The organism is Curtobacterium sp. Curtsp22 (assembly GCF_059492135.1).
This window is the reverse complement of sequence record NZ_CP168519.1, coordinates 669,368-687,494: the sequence shown is the minus strand read 5'-3', so window position 1 is coordinate 687,494 and position 18,127 is coordinate 669,368. Positions and strand designations below refer to the sequence as shown.

The following is an 18,127-nucleotide window of genomic DNA, read 5'->3' as shown; positions in this document are numbered from 1 at the left end:
CGGTGAACTCCTTCGAGAGTCAGAGGGTGACGGCGGCCGTCAGTGCTGCGGTGGCAGCTGCGACGTCCGTCGTCGTGAGGGTCAGGACCGGGCGGCCGTGCTGCGCGAGGACACTCGCGTCGCCGGAGGCCTGGGCCTGGATGAGCTGGCCGAACGTGAACGGACGACCGGGGATGGCCAGGTCGTCGGGCTCGTCGGCCACGATCTGGAGGAACACGCCGTTCGCCGGGCCGCCCTTGTGGTACTGGCCGGTCGAGTGCAGGAAGCGCGGTCCCCAGCCGAACGTGACGGGTCGGCCGGTGCGCGCCGCCAAGGCGTCGCGCAGCGACTCGAGGTCCGGGTTCGCGGTGCGGTCCACGTACGCCTGCACGGCCAGGTAGCCGGTGGGGCCGACGTGGTCCAGGAGGCGCGACACGGCTTCCGCGATCGTCGTCCCGACCGCCAGGCCCTCGGTCGCGTGGACGGCGGTGCCGTCCTCGGTGAAGGCCGGTTCGGTCGGTGCCGGGCGGTCGTCCAGGAGGGCGCGGGCCGCGGTCTTGGCGGCCTCGACGTCGGGCTGGTCGAACGGGTCGATGCCGAGCAGGCGACCGGCGACGGCCACGGCGTACTCCCACACGAGGAGCTGGCCGCCGAGCGTGCCGGTGATCTCGACCTCGCCCTCGGCGACGTGGCGCTCGTCCTCGCGGGAGCCGACGAGTCGGATCACCTGCAGGTCGGGCAGTCCAGCGGTCACCTCGGGGGAGTCGACGTCGAGCACGACCGGCAGCAAGCCGCGGCCGTCCTTGCCGGTGGACTCCGCGATCAGCTGTTCCGCCCAGTCGCCGAACCCGACGATGTGGGTGCCGTCCGCGACGATGCCGATCGTGGAGCGGAGGGGCGCGGTGCCCCCGAGGACGGCGCCGAGCACGAGGCCGGGGTTCTCGTCGATGTCGACCGAGAGCAGCGCCGAGATGGCGTCGGCCTCGTCGAGGAGCTCCGCGATGTCGGCACCGGCGAGGCCGGACGGCACGAGGCCGAACGCGGTCAGTGCGGAGTAGCGGCCGCCGACGTTCGGGTCGGCGGTGAAGACGCGGTACCCGGCGTCCGTCGCGACGGCCTCGAGCGGGGAGCCCGGGTCGGTGACGACGACGATGCGCTTCGCCGGGTCGATGCCGGCGTCGCGGAAGGCCTGCTCGTAGACACGGTGCTGCGAGTCGGTCTCGAGGGTCGAACCCGACTTCGAGGACACGACGAGCACAGTGCGGTCCAGCTGGTGCTCCACGGCGGCGCGGACCTGCGCCGGGTCGGTGGAGTCGAGGACCGTGAGCGGCACGCCGGCGGTCCGGGTGATGACCTCGGGCGCGAGCGACGAGCCGCCCATGCCGGCGAGGACGACGTGGTCGACCCCTTCGGCGAGGAGCGACTCGCGCAGCGCGACGATCTCGGCGACGAGCGGGCGGGAGACCGAGACGGCCTCCACCCAGCCGAGACGCTTCGACGCCTCGGCCTCGGCGTCGGGACCCCAGAGCTCGGGGTCCTGGGCAGTGATGCCCGACGCCACCAGATCGGTGACGAGGCGCGGGACCACCAGTTCGATGGCCCGCGCCGCGTCACCGCTGGCGGCGATGGAGACCGTCACTACTTGGCGCCCTCGAGTGCGTTCTTGACGGTGTCGACGAGCTCGCCCCACGAGACGTTGAACTTGTCGACGCCCTCCTTCTCGAGCAGCGCCACGACGTCGTCGTAGTCGATGCCCTGGGCGGCGAGCTGGTCGAGGACCTGCTGCGCGGCGTCGAACGAGCCGGCGATGGCGTCGCCGTGGATCTCGCCGTGGTCGAACGTGGCGTCGAGGGTCTTGCCCGGCATGGTGTTGACGGTGCTCGGTGCGGCCAGCTCGGTCACGTAGAGCGTGTCGGGGAGCGACGGGTCCTTGACACCGGTCGAGGCCCAGAGCGGACGCTGCGTGTTCGCACCGGCCTCGAGCAGGCCGAGGGCGCGCTCGGAGGCGAACGCCTCGGTCCAGACCTGGTAGGCGAGCTGCGCGTTGGCGATGCCGGCCTTCGACTTGAGGGCCTTCGCCTCGTCCGTGCCGACGGCGTCGAGACGCTTGTCGATCTCCGAGTCGACGCGCGACACGAAGAAGGACGCGACCGAGTGGATCTTCGAGAGGTCGTGGCCGGCGGCCTTGGCCTTCTCGAGGCCACCGAGGTAGGCGTCGATGACGGCGCGGTAGCGCTCGAGCGAGAAGATCAGGGTGACGTTGACCGAGATACCGGCGGCGATGACCTCGGTGATGGCCTCGAGACCCTCGACCGTTGCCGGGATCTTGATGAGGACGTTCTCCTTGCCGACCTTGTCGAACAGGAACTTGGCCTGCTCGATGGTCTTCTGGGTCTCGTGCGCGAGGCCCGGCTCGACCTCGATCGACACGCGGCCGTCGAAGCCCTTGGTCGAGTCGTAGATCGGCTTGAAGACGTCGGACGCGTTGGCGACGTCCTGCGTGGTGATCTCGAAGATCGCGTCGGTGACCTCGGTGCCGGCCGCGGCCAGCTCCTTGACCTGTGCGTCGTAGCGCTCGCCCTTGGCGAGGGCCGAGGCGAAGATCGTCGGGTTCGTCGTGACGCCGACGACGTTCTTCTCGGCGATGAGGGACTCGAGCTTGCCGGTCTCGAGGAGCTCGCGGGACAGGTCGTCGAGCCAGATGCTCACGCCGACCGCGGAGAGCGCGGCGGTGGGGGTGTTCTCAGCCATGTGTTTCTCTTCTTTCCTTCATCGGCCTGGGGGCCGGGGTCTGGGGGACCGGGAGGCGCGTGGCGGGGCCGAGCCGCGCCTCCCGGAAGAAGGGCCGGATCCGGCGCACCGGGCCCGGCCCTCGGGGGGTCAGGAAGCCGCGAGGGATTCCTTCGCGGCGGCCACGACGTGCTCCGTCGTGAAGCCGAACTCCTTGAACAGCGTCTGGTAGTCGGCCGAGGCACCGAAGTGCTCGATCGAGACGCTGCGGCCCTTGTCGCCGATGATGTCGCGCCAGCTCATGGCGATCCCGGCCTCGACCGAGACGCGCGCGGTGACGTTCTTCGGCAGCACCTGGTCCTGGTAGTTCTCGGACTGGGCGCGGAACCACTCGAGCGACGGGGCGCTCACGACGCGGGCGTTGATGCCCTCGCCCTTGAGCTGCTCGCGTGCCTCGACGGCGATCTGGACCTCGGAACCGGTCGCGATGAGGATCACGTCGGGGGTGCCGTTCGGCGCCTCGGCCAGGATGTACGCGCCCTTGGCGACGTTCTTCGCCGAGGCGAAGACCTCACCGGAGGCGTCGCCCTCGCCACGCTCGAAGACGGGGAGGTTCTGACGGCTCAGCGCGATGCCGGCCGGGCGGTCCTTGTGCTTGAGCATCTCGAGCCAGGCGTAGGCGACCTCGTTGGCGTCGGCCGGGCGGACGACGTCCAGACCCGGGATCGCGCGGAGGGCGCTGAGCTGCTCGATCGGCTGGTGCGTCGGGCCGTCCTCACCGAGGGCGACGGAGTCGTGCGTCCAGACGTAGATCGCCGGCGCCTGCATGAGCGCGGCGAGACGGACCGCCGGACGCATGTAGTCGCTGAAGATGAGGAACGTGCCGCCGAAGGGGCGGGTGTTCCCGTGCAGGACGATGCCGGACAGGATCGAGCCCATCGCGTGCTCGCGGATGCCGAAGTGCAGCACGCGGCCGTACGGGTCGGTGCTCCACGCCTTGGTCGAGGCCTCGACCGGACCGAAGGACTTGGCGCCCTCGATCGTGGTCAGGTTCGACTCGGCGAGGTCGGCCGAGCCGCCCCAGAACTCGGGCATGAGCGGCGCGATGGAGTTGATGACCTTGCCGGAGGCGGCACGGGTCGAGACGGCCTTCTCGGTCGGGAAGACCGGGAGGGCTTCTTCGAGGCCGTCGGGGAGCTCGCCGGCGTTGATGCGGTCGAGGAGCGTCTTCTTCTCGGGGTTGGCCGCGGCCCACGCGTCGAAGGTCTTCTGCCACTCGGCGTGCTGCGCCTGGCCCTTGGCGACGGCACCGCGGGTGTACTCGAGCACCTCGGGGTCGACGTGGAAGGTCTGCTCGGGGTCGAAGCCGAGGACCTCCTTGAGGCCCTTGAGCTCCTCGCCACCGAGGGCGGAGCCGTGGATCTTGCCGGAGTTCTGCTTGGTCGGCGACGGCCAGCCGATGATCGTCTTGAGGACGATGAGCGACGGCTTGTCGGTGACGGCCTTGGCGGCCTCGACCGCGGCGAAGAGGGACTCGACGTCTTCCGAGTACTCGCCCGTCTTCTTCCAGTCGACGGTCTGGACGTGCCAGCCGAGCGCCTCGTAGCGGTCCGGGACGCTCTCCGAGAAGGAGATGTCGGTGTCGTCCTCGATCGAGATCTGGTTCGAGTCGTAGAAGACGACCAGACGACCGAGCTGCTGGCGGCCGGCGAGGCTCGCGGCCTCGTTCGTGACGCCTTCCTGCATGTCGCCGTCACCGGCGATCACGTAGGTGAAGTGGTCGAACGGCGACTCGCCGTCGGCGGTCTCCGGGTCGAAGAGGCCACGCTCGAAGCGCTGCGCGTAGCCGAAGCCCACGGCCGAGGCGAGGCCCTGGCCGAGCGGGCCGGTGGTGATCTCGACGCCGTCGGTGTGGCCGTACTCCGGGTGACCCGGGGTCTTCGAGCCCCACTTGCGGAGGTGCTGGAGGTCCTCGAGCTCGAGGCCGTAGCCGTGCAGGTAGAACTGCACGTACTGGAGGATCGAGGCGTGACCGGCGGAGAGGATGAAGCGGTCGCGGCCGATCCAGGTGGAGTCGCTGGGGTCGCGACGCATCACCTTCTGGAAGAGCAGGTGGGCGACCGGCGCGAGGCTCATCGCGGTGCCGGGGTGACCGTTGCCGGCGGCCTCGACCGAGTCGGCGGCGAGTACGCGGGCCGTGTCGACGGCCTTCCTGTCGATGGCGTCCCAGGTGAATTCAGCCACTTGGATGTTGACCCTTCTTGATGCGACATGTGCGAGGGCTCGTGCCATCGCACGGACATGATCGCCGTCCCGGGGCCTTCGTCGGGTCGCCGTCTCGCGGCGGCCGACCGGCTCTTCGCGGCCGACGTCATCGGGGCACGCACTGCGGGAGGGCGACTCCAGCATAGTGACCATGCACTCAGAAGGGGTTCAGGTGACGCCGGTTGTTCACTCGTCGTCGCGGGGACCCGCCGTCGGCCGGGCGTGTCGGTGGGTGACTTCGGTCCGGATGGCGGGGCGGGGCATCATCGCGGCGCCTCCATCACGTAAACTGTCGGGGACCCGTGCGCATTCCGGGTCGACGCACGCCCCGACGACGACGGAGCCGTCCACCGAGCGTGTGAGCTGACGCGAACAGACTGAGGTTCCCTTGCCGACTGCCACCGTGACCCGGCCCGACACCGATCGACCCCGCTCGACGCTGTCGCGCAAGGTGCGTGCCTACGTCTCACTGACGAAGCCACGGGTCATGGAGCTGCTGCTCGTCACGACGGCGCCGACGATGTTCCTCGCCGAGCGCGGCGTGCCGGACCTGTGGCTCGTCTTCTGGACGATGCTCGGTGGCGCGATGTCGGCCGGGTCCGCCTCGGCCTTCAACTGCTACATCGACCGCGACATCGACCGGCTCATGAAGCGCACGAGCACCCGGCCGCTCGTCACCGGTGAGCTCTCCGACCGTGAGGCACTCGTCTTCTCGTGGGTGCTCGGCGTCGCGTCGACCGCGGTCCTCGGGTTCCTGGTGAACTGGCTCGCGGCCGCCCTGAGCGTCATCGCGATCCTCATCTACGTCTTCGTCTACACGCTGTGGCTCAAGCGCCGCACCCCGCAGAACATCGTCTGGGGCGGTTCGGCCGGCTGCATGCCCGTGCTGATCGGCTGGGCGGGCGTCACCGGGTCGCTGACCTGGGCGCCGGTCATCCTCTTCATGGTGATCTTCCTCTGGACGCCGCCGCACTACTGGCCGCTGTCGATGAAGTACCGCGACGACTACGACGCCGCCGACGTGCCGATGCTCGCGGTCGTCCGCGGTCGCACGGTGGTCGGTCTCCAGGTCGTCCTGTACGCGTGGGCGACGCTCGTCTGCTCGCTGCTGCTCATCCCGGTCGCACACATGGGGCCGCTCTACACGGTGGTCGCGCTGGCCGGTGGCATCTGGTTCGTCGTCGAGTCGCACCGGCTGTACTCGCGGGCGATCCAGCACGTGGAGCACGTGCAGCCGATGCGCGTCTTCCACAGCTCGATCACGTACCTGACGCTGCTGTTCATCGCCGTGGGCATCGACCCGCTGCTGCCGCAGGTCTTCACCTTCTAGCGCTGGGCGATCGCGGCCGTCTCGGCTGCGGACCCGGTGCGACATCGTCGCTGTCGTACGACAGCGACGATGTCGTTCGTTGCGGGCGCGGGTTGTTGAACGCGCTGGGTGCGACGAGGCCGTCGTCGTACGACGTCGGTGGGGTCGTTCCGGGTCCGCAGAAGGTGCTGGGCGCGACCACCCATCGGCCTGGAGGCGCGTGACGGGCCCGAACCGCGCCTCCAGTCCGTCAGCCGGCCGCGTTCCGCACCACGAACGACACCCCACGAGTCGATCGACTCGTGGGGTGTCGGCGACCGCGAGCGGTGCGCCGCGCGTCAGCCCGCGATCGGCTCACGGACGGCCTGGCGACCGGCGGTGCCGCGCGTGGAGAGCGTCACGACCGTGGTGGCGCCGACGAGCAGGCCCGCGAGGACCATGTGCGTCCCCACCAGACCGACCGGCAGCCCCGTACGCGCCTGGGTGAGCCCGACGGCGATCTGGACGAACTCGACCACCAGGAGCAGCAGCGCCCACTTGCTCGACAGGCGCAGGCGGACCGCGCCGACCACGAGGACGAGGGTCAGGGCGAACAGCACGTAGGCGGGGATCGCGTGCAGGTGCTCCATCACGGCGGGGTCGAAGCCCGTGCGGTGCAGTCGTCCGCCGTCGACCGCCTCGTCGGCGCCGGCGTGCGGGCCGCTGCCCGTGGTGAGGATGCCGACGAGCACGGTGACGACGACCGCGGCGACGGTGCCGCGCACGACGCCCGTGTACCAGCCGGGGACGAGCCGCTCGGCGGTGCGCGGACCGCGCATGGCGCGGTAGACGAGTGCGGCGGTGACCGCCGTGAGTGCCGCGGAGACGACGAAGTGCAGCCCGACGACGAACGGGTTGAGGTTGGTCCAGACGCTCATGCCGCCGATCACGGCCTGCACCGGTATCGCTGCGCCCTGGGCGAACGCGAGCCAGAACAGTTCGGGGCGCGTGCGGCGCATCCGGACGACGAGCAGGAACATGGCGATCGCGACGACGACGAGCACGAAGGTGAGCAGTCGGTTGCCGAACTCGATGACGCCGTGGATGCCCATCTCGGGCGTCGAGACGAGGGAGTCCGCCGTGCACTTCGGCCAGGTCGGGCACCCGAGACCCGATGCGGTGAGGCGGACGAGGCCGCCCGTGCCGATCAGGATCACCTCGACGACGAAGGACGCCCAGGCGAGGACGACGACACGCTGGTCGACGACACGGGGGAGCGACCACCACCGCGCAGGGCGGACGTCCTGGTCGACGGGGGATGCGACGCGAGTCACGAGCGTGGTGCCTTCCTGTTGTTCCGTGCAGCGAACCTGTAGGATTCGAGGGTTCAGCAGCAGTCAAGTCTAGGCAGGCGCCGGCTCCGAATGGTCCGAGATCGCCGTTCACACCCAGGACGTCGACACTCAGGGCTGTGTGGAACCATCGACGTTGCGAGGGAGCAACACCGTGTCCACCGTGCACGCGACGAGCGTGTCGGGGGTCTGCGGTGGAATGGCGTCCAGACGCCACGGGTTGACACCCGAAGACGCTGCCGCGAGAAGGAAACGAGGAGACCATGTCCGACGTGCTCATCGACCGTCCCGAGCTCGAAGGGCTCGGCCAATACGAGTTCGGCTGGTCCGACTCCGACTCGGCCGGCGCCTCTGCTCGCCGCGGCATCTCGGAAGAGGTCGTGACCGACATCTCGAACCTCAAGTCCGAGCCCGAGTGGATGCTCAAGAACCGGCTCAAGGGCCTGCAGCTCTTCGGCCGCAAGCCGATGCCGACGTGGGGTGCCGATCTGACGGGCATCGACTTCGACAACATCAAGTACTTCGTGCGCTCCACGGAGAAGCAGGCGCAGTCGTGGGAAGACCTCCCCGAGGACATCCGCGCGACCTACGAGAAGCTCGGCATCCCCGAGGCCGAGCGCCAGCGTCTCGTCGCCGGCGTCGCCGCGCAGTACGAGTCCGAGGTCGTGTACCACCAGATCCGTGAGGACCTGGAGCAGCAGGGTGTCATCTTCATGGACACCGACACGGCGCTCCGCGAGCACCCCGAGATCTTCGAGGAGTACTTCGGCACCGTGATCCCGGCCGGCGACAACAAGTTCGCCGCGCTGAACACGGCCGTGTGGTCCGGCGGCTCGTTCGTCTACGTCCCGAAGGGCGTCCACGTCGAGATCCCGCTGCAGGCCTACTTCCGGATCAACACCGAGAACATGGGCCAGTTCGAGCGGACGCTGATCATCGCGGACGAGGACTCCTACGTCCACTACATCGAGGGCTGCACCGCCCCGATCTACAAGTCGGACTCCCTGCACTCGGCCGTCGTCGAGATCATCGTGAAGAAGAACGCCCGCGTTCGGTACACGACGATCCAGAACTGGTCGAACAACGTCTACAACCTCGTCACCAAGCGTGCGATCGCGCACGAGGGCGCCACGATGGAGTGGATCGACGGCAACATCGGCTCCAAGGTGACGATGAAGTACCCCTCGATCTACCTCGCGGGTGAGCACGCCAAGGGCGAGACGCTCTCCGTCGCCTTCGCCGGCCCCGGCCAGCACCAGGACGCCGGCGCGAAGATGATCCACATGGCGCCGTACACGACGTCCTCGATCGTGTCGAAGTCGATCGCCCGTGGTGGCGGTCGCGCGGGGTACCGCGGTGAGGTCCGGGTCGACCCGGCAGCCCACCACGCGGCGAACACCGTGCGGTGCGACGCGCTGCTGGTGGACACCATCAGCCGGTCGGACACCTACCCTGCGATCGACATCCGCGTCGACGACGTCCAGCTCGGGCACGAGGCCACGGTCTCCCGCGTGAGCGAGGAGCAGCTGTTCTACCTCATGTCGCGCGGCATGCCCGAGGACGAGGCGATGGCGATGATCGTCCGCGGCTTCATCGAGCCGATCGCCCGCGAGCTCCCGATGGAGTACGCACTCGAACTCAACAAGCTCATCGAGATGAGCATGGAAGGATCCGTCGGCTAGATGTCCAGCACCACCCCTCCCCACATCGACCGGCCGATCGAGCCCGCGGCGACCACGCAGCACGGCGCCGGAGCACACTCCGACGGCGGCTGGGACGCGCCCGACAAGACGATCCCGGTGCAGACCCGTTCCGAGCGGTTCCAGTCCGGTGACGTCGACGCGTTCCCGACCGTCACCGGGCGAGAGGTGAACTGGAAGTTCGCGCCCCTCGCGAAGCTCCAGCCCCTGCTCGACGGTGGTCTCGACGGATCCGCGTACCCGTTCCTCGCCCGCCAGTCCGACGGCGCCGACGTCGAGTGGGGTCGCAGCGACGACCCCCGCGTCGGCACCGCCGGCCTGCCCGAGGACCGCGCCGCCGCGGCCGCCTGGACCGCTCGCGACGCGGTGCTGGCCGTCACGGTCAAGTCCACCGAGGCGCACGAGTTCATCACGATCACGCGTTCCGACTTCGGCACGCAGCCCCGCGCCGCGCACACGGTCATCACGGCCGAGGCGCACGCGCAGGGCATCGTCGTGCTCGACAACCGCGGCTCGGCGCTCCTCAGCGAGAACGTCGAGATCGTCGTCCGCGACGGCGCCCGCCTGACCGTCGTCAGCCTGCAGGACTGGGACGACGACGCCGTGCACGTGTCGACCCACTTCGCCGAGGTCGGCCGCGACGCCTTCCTCAAGCACGTCGTGGTCTCGCTCGGCGGCGACGTCATCCGGGTCAACCCCTCGACGCACCTCGGTGCGCAGGGTGCCGACACGGAGATGTACGGCGTGTACTTCGCCGACGCCGGTCAGTACATCGAGCAGCAGGTCTACGTGAACCACGACGCGCCCAACACGCGCGGTCGGGTCAACTACAAGGGCGCGCTACAGGGCCAGGGTGCGCACACGGTCTGGATCGGCGACGTGCTCATCGGGCGCGCCGGCGACGGCACGGACTCGTACGAGCAGAACCGCAACCTCGTCCTCACCGACGGCACGCGCGCGGACAGCATCCCGAACCTCGAGATCGAGACGGGCAACATCGAGGGCGCCGGACACGCGAGTGCGACCGGCCGCTTCGACGACGAGCAGCTGTTCTACCTGCAGTCCCGCGGCATCCCCGAGGAAGAGGCACGTCGTCTCGTCGTGCTCGGCTTCCTCGTCGAGGTCATCCAGAAGATCGGTGCGCCCGAGCTCGAGGAACGCCTCATCGCCGCGGTCGAGCAGGAGCTCGCCGAGGGGCGCTCGGTCATCGCCGAGGCCGCACCGGAGGCCTCCGCCTGATGTCGACGAAGGTCTGTGCCGAGGCGGACATCCAGGTGGACAGCCCGATGCGCGCCGTGGTCGACGGCACCGCGGTCGCCATCGTCAAGGACTCCGCCGGCACCGTGCACGCGATCGGCGACACCTGCACCCACGGGGACATCTCCCTGGCAGAGGGGTTCGTCGAGGGCGACACGCTCGAGTGCTGGGCCCACGGGTCCCGCTTCTCGCTGGCCACCGGCAAGCCGCAGAACTTCCCGGCGTACGAACCCGTCCCGGTCTTCCGGGTCGAGGTCCGTGACGGCGAGGTCTACGTCGACGTGCACGACCCCGTACCGGTCGACTGAGACCGCTCCGACCCGGCCGTCCCCGGCCTCCACTCACTTCCCGCGGCTGACGCCGCACACCAGCTGCAACCGAAGGAACGCAATGTCCACTCTCGAAATCCGCGACCTGCAGGTCTCGATCGACACCGACCAGGGTGTCAAGGAGATCCTCAAGGGCGTCGACCTCACCATCAACGAGGGCGAGATCCACGCGATCATGGGGCCGAACGGCTCGGGCAAGTCCACCCTCGCCTACACGATCGCCGGCCACCCCCGGTACAACGTCGTCGGTGGCTCGATCACGCTCGACGGCGAGGACGTCCTCGCGATGAGCGTCGACGAGCGTGCCCGTGCCGGCATGTTCCTCGCCATGCAGTACCCGGTGGAGATCCCCGGCGTGACGGTGTCGAACTTCCTCCGCACCGCCAAGACCGCGATCGACGGCGAGGCCCCGGCGCTCCGCAGCTGGGTCAAGGACCTCCGCCAGTCGATGGCCGACCTCAAGATGGACTCGGCCTTCGCCGAGCGCAACGTCAACGAGGGCTTCTCCGGCGGCGAGAAGAAGCGCCACGAGATCATGCAGCTCGAGCTCCTCAAGCCGAAGTTCGCCGTGCTCGACGAGACCGACTCCGGCCTCGACGTCGACGCGCTGAAGATCGTGTCCGAGGGCGTCAACCGTGCCAAGGCCGCAACCGGCCTCGGCGTGCTGCTCATCACGCACTACACGCGCATCCTCCGCTACATCAAGCCGGACTTCGTGCACGTGTTCGTCGCGGGCAAGGTCGCCGAGCAGGGTGGCCCCGAGCTCGCCGAGCGCCTCGAGAACGAGGGCTACGACCGCTACGTGCAGGCCGCAGCCGCTGCGGCGGGGAACTGATGATCACCGCACTCGCACCGGAGAAGTTCGACGAGGTCGTCGAGGGCCTCAAGGAGGTCCAGGACCCGGAACTCGGCGTGAACATCGTCGACCTCGGGCTCATCTACGACCTCGCCTGGGACGACGAGGCGACCGCGCTCGTGATCAGCATGACCCTGACGAGCGCGGGCTGCCCCCTGACCGACGTCATCGAGGGCGACACGGCGAACGCGCTGGACGGCATCGTCGACGCGTTCCGGATCAACTGGGTCTGGATGCCGCCGTGGGGCCCGGAGCGGATCACCGACGACGGGCGCGAGATGATGCGCGCGCTCGGGTTCTCGATCTAGTCGCGACCCCCTGACGGACGGGAGGCGCGGTGCCGGCTGGCACCGCGCCTCCCGTCCGTCTGTGCCGGCGACCCGCGCGGGGCGCGACGCCGAGGTCGCGCAACCTGTCGCCCGCGACGCGCGCCAGCGGCGTGTCGTGCGACCTCGGCGGACCGCGCACGGCGTGTCGTGCGACCTCGGCGATCGCCCACGCGCGCCCGCGCGCGCCCCCGCGCACGCAGAAGGGCCCCGCACCGGACGGTGCGGGGCCCTTCTGCGACGGGACTCAGCGGCGGCCGAGGATCTTCCACGCCAGCGGCACGATGCCCGCGGCGATGAGGGCCTTCGCGATGCCACCCACGATGAACGGGTACAGCCCGGCCGCGAGGACCGACTGCAGGTCGTTCGGCGCGCCGAGCTGTCCGAGCACGACGGCCAGGTAGGGGAGACCGGTGACGAACGGGATCGCGCTGGCGACGAGCATCGCCACCGCGGCACGGCCCACGTGGCGGTCCCAGTCGCGACGGGCGAGCCAGCCGATGACGCCGGCGGCGGGGATGAAGCCGATGACGTAGCCGAAGCTCGGCACGGCGAGGGCGCCGAGGCCACCCGTGAAGTCAGCGAAGAACGGTGCACCGGCGAGTCCGGCGACCGCGTAGACGAGCAGCGACAGCATGCCGCGGCGGGCACCGAGGGTGGCACCGACGAGCACGACCGCCAGGGTCTGGCCCGTGATCGGCACCGGCCACATCGGCACCTCGACCTGCGCCATGGCGGCGGTGAAGAGTGCTCCGCCGGCGACCAGGGCGGCGTTCGTGGCCAGGCCGTGGGTGCGCAGACGGTCGGCGAGGACTGCGCGGCGAGCGAACCCGGTGGCGTTCGTCATGGATTCTCCTAGAATGGACTGCTGGTCCCGTTCGGGACCATCGGTCCCGTCAGCGTAGCGGTGCACCTCCCGCACACACCGTTGTGCACATCCACCAACTGATTGGACGTCTGCTGTGCTTGCCGTGCACGACCTCGAGATCCGCGTCGGGGCTCGCCTCCTGATGGAGAACGTGTCCTTCCGCGTCGAGAAGGGCGACAAGATCGGCCTCGTCGGCCGGAACGGCGCGGGGAAGACCACGATGACCAAGGCCCTGGCGGGTGAGACCCAGCCGACCGGGGGCAAGATCGACCGCTCCGGCGAGATCGGGTACCTGCCGCAGGACCCCCGCTCCGGCAACCCGGAGGACACCGCCCGCAAGCGCATCCTCGACGCCCGTGGGCTCGGCGAGCTCGTCGAGGGCATCCGCCAGGCCACGCTGGACATGGCCAGCACGGACACCGCCGTCGCCGAGAAGGCCATGCGTCGGTACAGCCGGCTCGACGACCAGTTCAACGCGCTCGGCGGCTACGCGGCCGAGGCCGAGGCGGCGTCGATCGCGTCGAACCTCAAGCTGCCGGACCGCATCCTCGACCAGCAGCTCAAGACGCTGTCGGGTGGTCAGCGCCGTCGCATCGAGCTCGCCCGGATCCTGTTCTCGGACGCCGAGACGATGATCCTCGACGAGCCGACGAACCACCTCGACGCCGACTCGATCATCTGGCTGCGCGAGCACCTCAAGACGTACCCGGGCGGTGTGATCGTCATCTCGCACGACGTCGAGCTCGTGGACGAGGTCGTCAACCGGGTCTTCTACCTCGACGCCAACCGCCAGTCGATCGACGTCTACAACATGGGGTGGAAGCTCTACCAGCGGCAGCGTGCCGCCGACGAGGAGCGCCGCCGCAAGGAGCGCGCGAACGCCGAGAAGAAGGCCGCCACGCTCAAGGACCAGGCCGCCCGCTTCGGTGCGAAGGCCACGAAGGCCGCAGCGGCGCACCAGATGGTCGCGCGTGCCGAGAAGCTCCTCGCCGGGCTCGAGGACGAGCGCGCAGTCGACCGCGTCGCGAAGCTCCGCTTCCCGACCCCGACGCCCTGCGGCCGCACCCCGCTGATGGCCGAGGGGCTGTCGAAGTCCTACGGGTCGCTCGAGATCTTCGCCGGCGTGGACCTCGCCATCGACCGGGGCTCGCGCGTCGTGATCCTCGGGTTCAACGGTGCCGGCAAGACGACGTTGCTGCGCATCCTCGCGGGCGCCGACCAGCCGGACACGGGGGAGATCCTGCCCGGGCACGGCCTGCGGATCGGGTACTACGCGCAGGAGCACGAGAACATCGACGTGAACCGCACCGTGATCGAGAACATGGTGTCCGCGTCGAACGACCTCAACGAGACCGAGGCGCGACGGGTCCTCGGCTCGTTCCTGTTCACCGGCGACGACGGCTACAAGAAGGCCGGTGTCCTCTCCGGCGGTGAGAAGACGCGGCTCTCGCTCGCGATGATCGTCGTGTCGGGCGCGAACGTGCTGCTGCTCGACGAGCCGACGAACAACCTCGACCCGGCCTCGCGCGAGGAGATCCTCGGCGCGCTGGCCGGCTACGAGGGTGCCGTGGTGCTGGTGTCGCACGACGCCGGTGCGGTCGAGGCGCTCAACCCCGAGCGGGTGCTGCTCCTGCCGGACGGCACCGAGGACCACTGGAACAAGGACTACGCGGAGCTCATCGAGCTCGCGTGACCCGCACCGCCGACGGGCGCGACCCGCCGACGGACAGGAGGCGCGGTGCCAGCTGGCAACGCGCCTCCTGTCCGTCCTGGGTGGCGTCAGCCCTGTGCTGGCGTCAGCGACCCGCGTTCAGCAGCTCGTCCTCGATCTGTGCGTCCGTCTTCGGCTTCGCGTCCTTGCGGCGCTGGCGCTCAAGGGCGCGCTCGCGCTCCTCGGGGTCGTCCTGGTTCAGGTTCCGGAACTCCTGCACCATCAGGTAGGCGAGGAACCCGAACCCGCCGACCGCGAACATGAACCACTGGATGAAGTAGCTGAGGTGCAGCCCCGTGTCGGCCGTCGGGCGCTCCCAGCCGAGCGGGCGAGCCTCGGTCGGGGCGGGGGACTCGGACGCGAGCTGCCCGTACGCCCCGGTGTAGATGGGCGTGTCGACCTTCTTGCCGACGTCGGACAGCGTCACGGACTGCACCTGGTCGGTGTGGGCCGGGTCGGTGCGGCCGGGGATGCGCGGTTCGCTCGGCTGCAGGCGCACGATCGCCGTGACCTCGCCGGACGGGGGAGCGGGCACGTGGTCGGGGGCGTCCTGTGCGTTGCCGGTGGGGACCCAGCCGCGGTCGACGACGAACGCACGACCGTCGGCCGTGACGAGCGGCGTGAGGACCTCGAAGCCGGGCTGGCCGTTGTGCACGCGGTTCCGGACGAGCAGCTGGTCGTCGGTGTCGTAGCGGCCGGTGACGCTCACGCGGAGCCAGGTCTTGCCGTCGTTCCAGCTCGACGCCGTCGGGAGCGCCTCGTCGAGGGGGACCGGGGTGTGCTCGTAGTTCTGCGCCACCTGCTCGTTCTGGCGGACGGCCTCGTTCCGGCGGTCCCACTGCCACATGCCGAACAGCGCGCACACGATCGCGAACGCCACCGCGATGGCGAAGTAGCCGAGCCACCGCCGGCTGCGGACGAAGCGCCATCCGACGAAGGGCTCGTCCGGATCACGTTCGGCGGTCCGGGTGGTGCCGTCGGCGGCGGAGGCGGCTGCGGCGCGCTCGAGCTTCTGTGCGTGCCGTCGGCCGTACCGGGAGCTCGGGTCGAACTGCTGGCTCACCGACGGTCACCGGCTGCGCGTGCACCGACGTCGTTCTTCGGGGCGTCGGCCGGGTCGCGTTCGTCGTCGAGGCGGTCCACGTCCTCGTGCATGCCCGTGACCCGGACGGGGAACGACCGGGACCGGAGGTAGTCGGCGAGGAAGTCACGGTGCTCGTCGCACGCGGCCCAGATCTTCACCCGGTCGGTCGCGTGGATCCGCGGGTTGCGCCAGTTGACGCGCCACGAGGCGGTCGACACGCAGCCGGCACGCGAGCACACGGGGGTCGAGCCGGGTTCGGTGAAGAGGTCGAACGTGGCCCCCATCAGCGACGTCCCCAGACACGCGAGCGGTCGCCGTTGCGCTGCCACTCGGCCTGCGCGTCCTGCGCCTGCTCGCGCAGCCGGTCCTGCTCGGCGCGGTACGCCTCGGCCCGGGCGTCCTCCTGCTGTTCGCGGAGTCGCGGGTCCACGGCGTCGTAGAGCTGGATCGCACCGGCAGGCGTCACGATGTCGCTCTCGGCACGGCTGCCCGCGTTGGCGATGATGACGGCGACCCAGGGGATCACGCCGGCGAGGACGATCGGGATGACGGCGATCCACGTGTGCCAGATCGACCACACGACGACCGCCCCGATGAAGAACACGACGCGGAGGGCCATCTGCCAGACGTACCGGGACAGGCGGTGCGCACGATCCTGCTCCGGAGAGTCCGGGAGGGTGGTGATGCTGTGCGTCGTCTTCATCCGATGTTCTTTCCTCTGCCCGAGGGAAAGCCTAACTCCGCGCGGGCCCGGATGGTTCCGCCGCGCGCGGACACGGTGCGCGTATCGGCTCCGGTACGCTCTTCCGGGCGTGTCCGAGCCGGTCCGGGCCCGGCGCGCCGTGCAACCCACCCCGAACGGAGCGACCATGAGCACCCCCCGTACCGTCCTCGTCACCGGCGGCAACCGCGGCATCGGCCACGCCCTCGCGGAGCGCTTCGTCGCCGCCGGCCACCGCGTCGCGGTCACGTCCCGCAGCGGCCAGGGCGGCCCCGAGGGCGCGCTCACGGTGCAGGCCGACATCACCGACACGGCCTCGGTCGACGCTGCCTTCTCGCAGGTCGAGGCCGAGCTCGGCCCGATCGAGGTCCTCGTCGCGAACGCCGGGATCACGAACGACCAGCTGCTGCTCCGCATGTCGGAGGAGGACTTCACGAGCGTGATCGACACGAACCTCACGGGGACGTTCCGGGTCGTCAAGCGCGCCACGAAGGGCATGATGAAGGCGAAGTTCGGCCGCATCGTGCTCATGTCGAGCGTCGTCGGCGCCTACGGCCAGGTCGGCCAGGTCAACTACGCCTCGTCGAAGGCCGCCCTCGTCGGCATGGCCCGGTCGATCACGCGCGAGCTCGGCTCCCGCGGCATCACCGCCAACGTCGTCGCGCCCGGGTTCATCCAGACGGACATGACGGCGGCGCTGCCCGAAGAACTGCAGGCCGAGTTCAAGAAGCAGATCCCGGCGGCGCGGTACGGCACCGTCGACGACGTCGCGGACGCCACGCTGTTCCTCGCCGGCGACGGGGCCGGGTACATCTCCGGCGCGGTCATCCCGGTCGACGGCGGCCTCGGGATGGGGCACTAGGCCGGGGCGCGCCCGCCGAGTCTCGCCTCGGCGGACACCTTCGTGGCGAAGCGGCCGCGAAGCCGTCCGCGGGGCCGAGTCTCGGCCCGGCCGACGCCGCGCGGCAGGCGGCGCGTCAGCCGCGCAGGCCGAGCGTCGCGAGCACGCTCGACAGGTCACGGTCGACGACCGCGACGTCCGCCTGCTCGCGGACGAGCGGCTTCGCGTCGAACGCGACCGACAGTCCGGCCACACGCATCATCTCGAGGTCGTTGGCGCCGTCGCCGATCGCGACGGTGCGGACGATCGGCACGTCGTCGGATGCCGCCCACTCGCGCAGTGCGACGGCCTTGGCGTGCGCGTCCACGACGTCGCCGAGGACCCGCCCGGTGAGGACGCCGTCCACCACCTCGAGCCGGTTCGCCCGGCAGTGGTCGAGTCCGAGCTGCTCGGCGAACGGGTCGAGGACCTCGTGGAAGCCGCCCGACACGACGCCGACGGTCCCGCCGGCGGCGTGCACGCCGCGGACGAGTTGGTCGGCACCCCGCGTCACGCGGACCGCCTGCTGTGCGCCCCGGAAGACGTCGTCCTGGAGGCCCGCCAGGGTCGCGACACGCTCCCGGAGGCTCTCGGCGAAGTCGATCTCGCCGCGCATGGCGCGCTCCGTGATCGCCTGGACCTGTGGCCGGGTCCCCGCCGTGTCGGCCAGGAGTTCGATGACCTCGTCCTCGAGGAGCGTGGAATCGGCATCGAGGACGACGAGGAAGCGTGGCACGCACCAACGGTACCGACTCAGGAGGCGCGGCCGGCGTTCATGACG

The 18,127-nt window shown here is 70.0% G+C and carries 17 protein-coding genes; 8 read left to right on the top strand and 9 right to left on the bottom strand.

The features are described from left to right. Window positions 1-19 precede the first annotated feature (19 nt). The 3 genes from ACEN8D_RS03320 to tkt form a co-directional block, all read right to left on the bottom strand. The gene (locus ACEN8D_RS03320) at window positions 20-1,618 is read right to left on the bottom strand and encodes a phosphoglucose isomerase-related protein (protein ID WP_413461748.1); all 1,599 of its coding nucleotides are present in this window, start codon (window positions 1,616-1,618) and stop codon (window positions 20-22) included. Beyond that, window positions 1,618-2,730 (bottom strand): transaldolase, encoded by a 1,113-nt coding sequence (gene tal, locus ACEN8D_RS03315; protein ID WP_070416202.1) that lies wholly within the window; start codon window positions 2,728-2,730, stop codon window positions 1,618-1,620. The genes ACEN8D_RS03320 and tal overlap by 1 nt, the downstream gene beginning before the upstream one ends. Window positions 2,731-2,859: 129 nt before the next feature. Next, a complete protein-coding gene (gene tkt, locus ACEN8D_RS03310) occupies window positions 2,860-4,953 on the bottom strand; it encodes a transketolase (RefSeq protein WP_413399776.1) in 2,094 nt (697 codons plus the stop codon). A gap of 424 nt (window positions 4,954-5,377) precedes the next feature. On the opposite strand from tkt, the gene ACEN8D_RS03305 reads away from it, so the two are divergent. Then, window positions 5,378-6,304, top strand: a complete 927-nt coding sequence (locus ACEN8D_RS03305; RefSeq protein ID WP_070416200.1) for a heme o synthase — start codon at window positions 5,378-5,380, stop codon at window positions 6,302-6,304. Between the two features lie 317 nt (window positions 6,305-6,621). On the opposite strand, the gene ACEN8D_RS03300 is transcribed toward ACEN8D_RS03305, so the two are convergent. Continuing rightward, window positions 6,622-7,596 (bottom strand): COX15/CtaA family protein, encoded by a 975-nt coding sequence (locus tag ACEN8D_RS03300; RefSeq protein WP_309779629.1) that lies wholly within the window; start codon window positions 7,594-7,596, stop codon window positions 6,622-6,624. Between the two features lie 281 nt (window positions 7,597-7,877). On the opposite strand from ACEN8D_RS03300, the gene sufB reads away from it, so the two are divergent. The 5 genes from sufB (at window position 7,878) to ACEN8D_RS03275 (ending at window position 12,064) form a co-directional block, all read left to right on the top strand. Next, window positions 7,878-9,296, top strand: a complete 1,419-nt coding sequence (sufB, locus tag ACEN8D_RS03295) for a Fe-S cluster assembly protein SufB (protein ID WP_070419047.1) — start codon at window positions 7,878-7,880, stop codon at window positions 9,294-9,296. Next, entirely contained in the window at window positions 9,297-10,553 is a 1,257-nt protein-coding gene (sufD, locus tag ACEN8D_RS03290; protein ID WP_413399431.1) for a Fe-S cluster assembly protein SufD, read from the top strand. Beyond that, window positions 10,550-10,879 (top strand): non-heme iron oxygenase ferredoxin subunit, encoded by a 330-nt coding sequence (locus tag ACEN8D_RS03285; RefSeq protein ID WP_070419609.1) that lies wholly within the window; start codon window positions 10,550-10,552, stop codon window positions 10,877-10,879. Before sufD ends, ACEN8D_RS03285 begins: the two co-directional genes overlap by 4 nt. Window positions 10,880-10,961: 82 nt before the next feature. Next, the gene (gene sufC, locus ACEN8D_RS03280; RefSeq protein WP_070419045.1) at window positions 10,962-11,735 is read left to right on the top strand and encodes a Fe-S cluster assembly ATPase SufC; all 774 of its coding nucleotides are present in this window, start codon (window positions 10,962-10,964) and stop codon (window positions 11,733-11,735) included. Beyond that, on the top strand, window positions 11,735-12,064 hold the full coding sequence (locus ACEN8D_RS03275) for a metal-sulfur cluster assembly factor (RefSeq protein WP_022906025.1): 330 nt from the start codon (window positions 11,735-11,737) through the stop codon (window positions 12,062-12,064). The genes sufC and ACEN8D_RS03275 overlap by 1 nt, the downstream gene beginning before the upstream one ends. A 265-nt stretch (window positions 12,065-12,329) precedes the next feature. On the opposite strand, the gene ACEN8D_RS03270 is transcribed toward ACEN8D_RS03275, so the two are convergent. Then, window positions 12,330-12,929 (bottom strand): biotin transporter BioY, encoded by a 600-nt coding sequence (locus ACEN8D_RS03270; RefSeq protein WP_495601151.1) that lies wholly within the window; start codon window positions 12,927-12,929, stop codon window positions 12,330-12,332. A gap of 115 nt (window positions 12,930-13,044) precedes the next feature. Between ACEN8D_RS03270 and ACEN8D_RS03265 the strand changes: the two genes are divergently transcribed. Then, window positions 13,045-14,643: an ABC-F family ATP-binding cassette domain-containing protein gene (locus tag ACEN8D_RS03265; protein ID WP_031261586.1), complete on the top strand. Its 1,599-nt coding sequence runs from the start codon at window positions 13,045-13,047 to the stop codon at window positions 14,641-14,643. Between the two features lie 103 nt (window positions 14,644-14,746). On the opposite strand, the gene ACEN8D_RS03260 is transcribed toward ACEN8D_RS03265, so the two are convergent. Genes ACEN8D_RS03260 through ACEN8D_RS03250 form a run of 3 tightly spaced genes read right to left on the bottom strand, consistent with a single transcriptional unit; the run spans window position 14,747 to window position 16,448 of the window. Further along, the gene (locus ACEN8D_RS03260; RefSeq protein WP_309779627.1) at window positions 14,747-15,724 is read right to left on the bottom strand and encodes an SURF1 family cytochrome oxidase biogenesis protein; all 978 of its coding nucleotides are present in this window, start codon (window positions 15,722-15,724) and stop codon (window positions 14,747-14,749) included. Beyond that, complete coding sequence (locus ACEN8D_RS03255) at window positions 15,721-16,029, bottom strand: hypothetical protein (RefSeq protein ID WP_070419043.1); 309 nt, start codon at window positions 16,027-16,029, stop codon at window positions 15,721-15,723. Before ACEN8D_RS03255 ends, ACEN8D_RS03260 begins: the two co-directional genes overlap by 4 nt. After that, complete coding sequence (locus ACEN8D_RS03250) at window positions 16,029-16,448, bottom strand: DUF3099 domain-containing protein (RefSeq protein WP_070419042.1); 420 nt, start codon at window positions 16,446-16,448, stop codon at window positions 16,029-16,031. Before ACEN8D_RS03250 ends, ACEN8D_RS03255 begins: the two co-directional genes overlap by 1 nt. 166 nt (window positions 16,449-16,614) lie before the next feature. Between ACEN8D_RS03250 and fabG the strand changes: the two genes are divergently transcribed. Then, window positions 16,615-17,328 carry a 3-oxoacyl-ACP reductase FabG gene (gene fabG / locus ACEN8D_RS03245; RefSeq protein WP_070419041.1) on the top strand — a complete coding sequence of 238 codons (714 nt, stop codon included), beginning with the start codon at window positions 16,615-16,617 and terminating at the stop codon, window positions 17,326-17,328. A gap of 115 nt (window positions 17,329-17,443) precedes the next feature. Here fabG and serB read toward each other — a convergent pair whose 3' ends face one another. Beyond that, window positions 17,444-18,082, bottom strand: coding sequence for a phosphoserine phosphatase SerB (gene serB / locus ACEN8D_RS03240; protein WP_261647261.1), 639 nt, complete (start codon window positions 18,080-18,082; stop codon window positions 17,444-17,446). Between the last annotated feature and the right edge of the window lie 45 nt (window positions 18,083-18,127).

Bases quoted from the DNA above. Each gene is read 5' to 3' on its own strand.
- tal (WP_070416202.1), bottom strand. From the start codon at position 2,730: ATGGCTGAGAACACCCCCACCGCCGCGCTCTCCGCGGTCGGCGTGAGC.
- sufB (WP_070419047.1), top strand. From the start codon at position 7,878: ATGTCCGACGTGCTCATCGACCGTCCCGAGCTCGAAGGGCTCGGCCAA.
- sufD (WP_413399431.1), top strand. From the start codon at position 9,297: ATGTCCAGCACCACCCCTCCCCACATCGACCGGCCGATCGAGCCCGCG.
- sufC (WP_070419045.1), top strand. From the start codon at position 10,962: ATGTCCACTCTCGAAATCCGCGACCTGCAGGTCTCGATCGACACCGAC.
- ACEN8D_RS03275 (WP_022906025.1), top strand. From the start codon at position 11,735: ATGATCACCGCACTCGCACCGGAGAAGTTCGACGAGGTCGTCGAGGGC.
- ACEN8D_RS03270 (WP_495601151.1), bottom strand. From the start codon at position 12,929: ATGACGAACGCCACCGGGTTCGCTCGCCGCGCAGTCCTCGCCGACCGT.
- ACEN8D_RS03255 (WP_070419043.1), bottom strand. From the start codon at position 16,029: ATGGGGGCCACGTTCGACCTCTTCACCGAACCCGGCTCGACCCCCGTG.
- ACEN8D_RS03250 (WP_070419042.1), bottom strand. From the start codon at position 16,448: ATGAAGACGACGCACAGCATCACCACCCTCCCGGACTCTCCGGAGCAG.
- fabG (WP_070419041.1), top strand. From the start codon at position 16,615: ATGAGCACCCCCCGTACCGTCCTCGTCACCGGCGGCAACCGCGGCATC.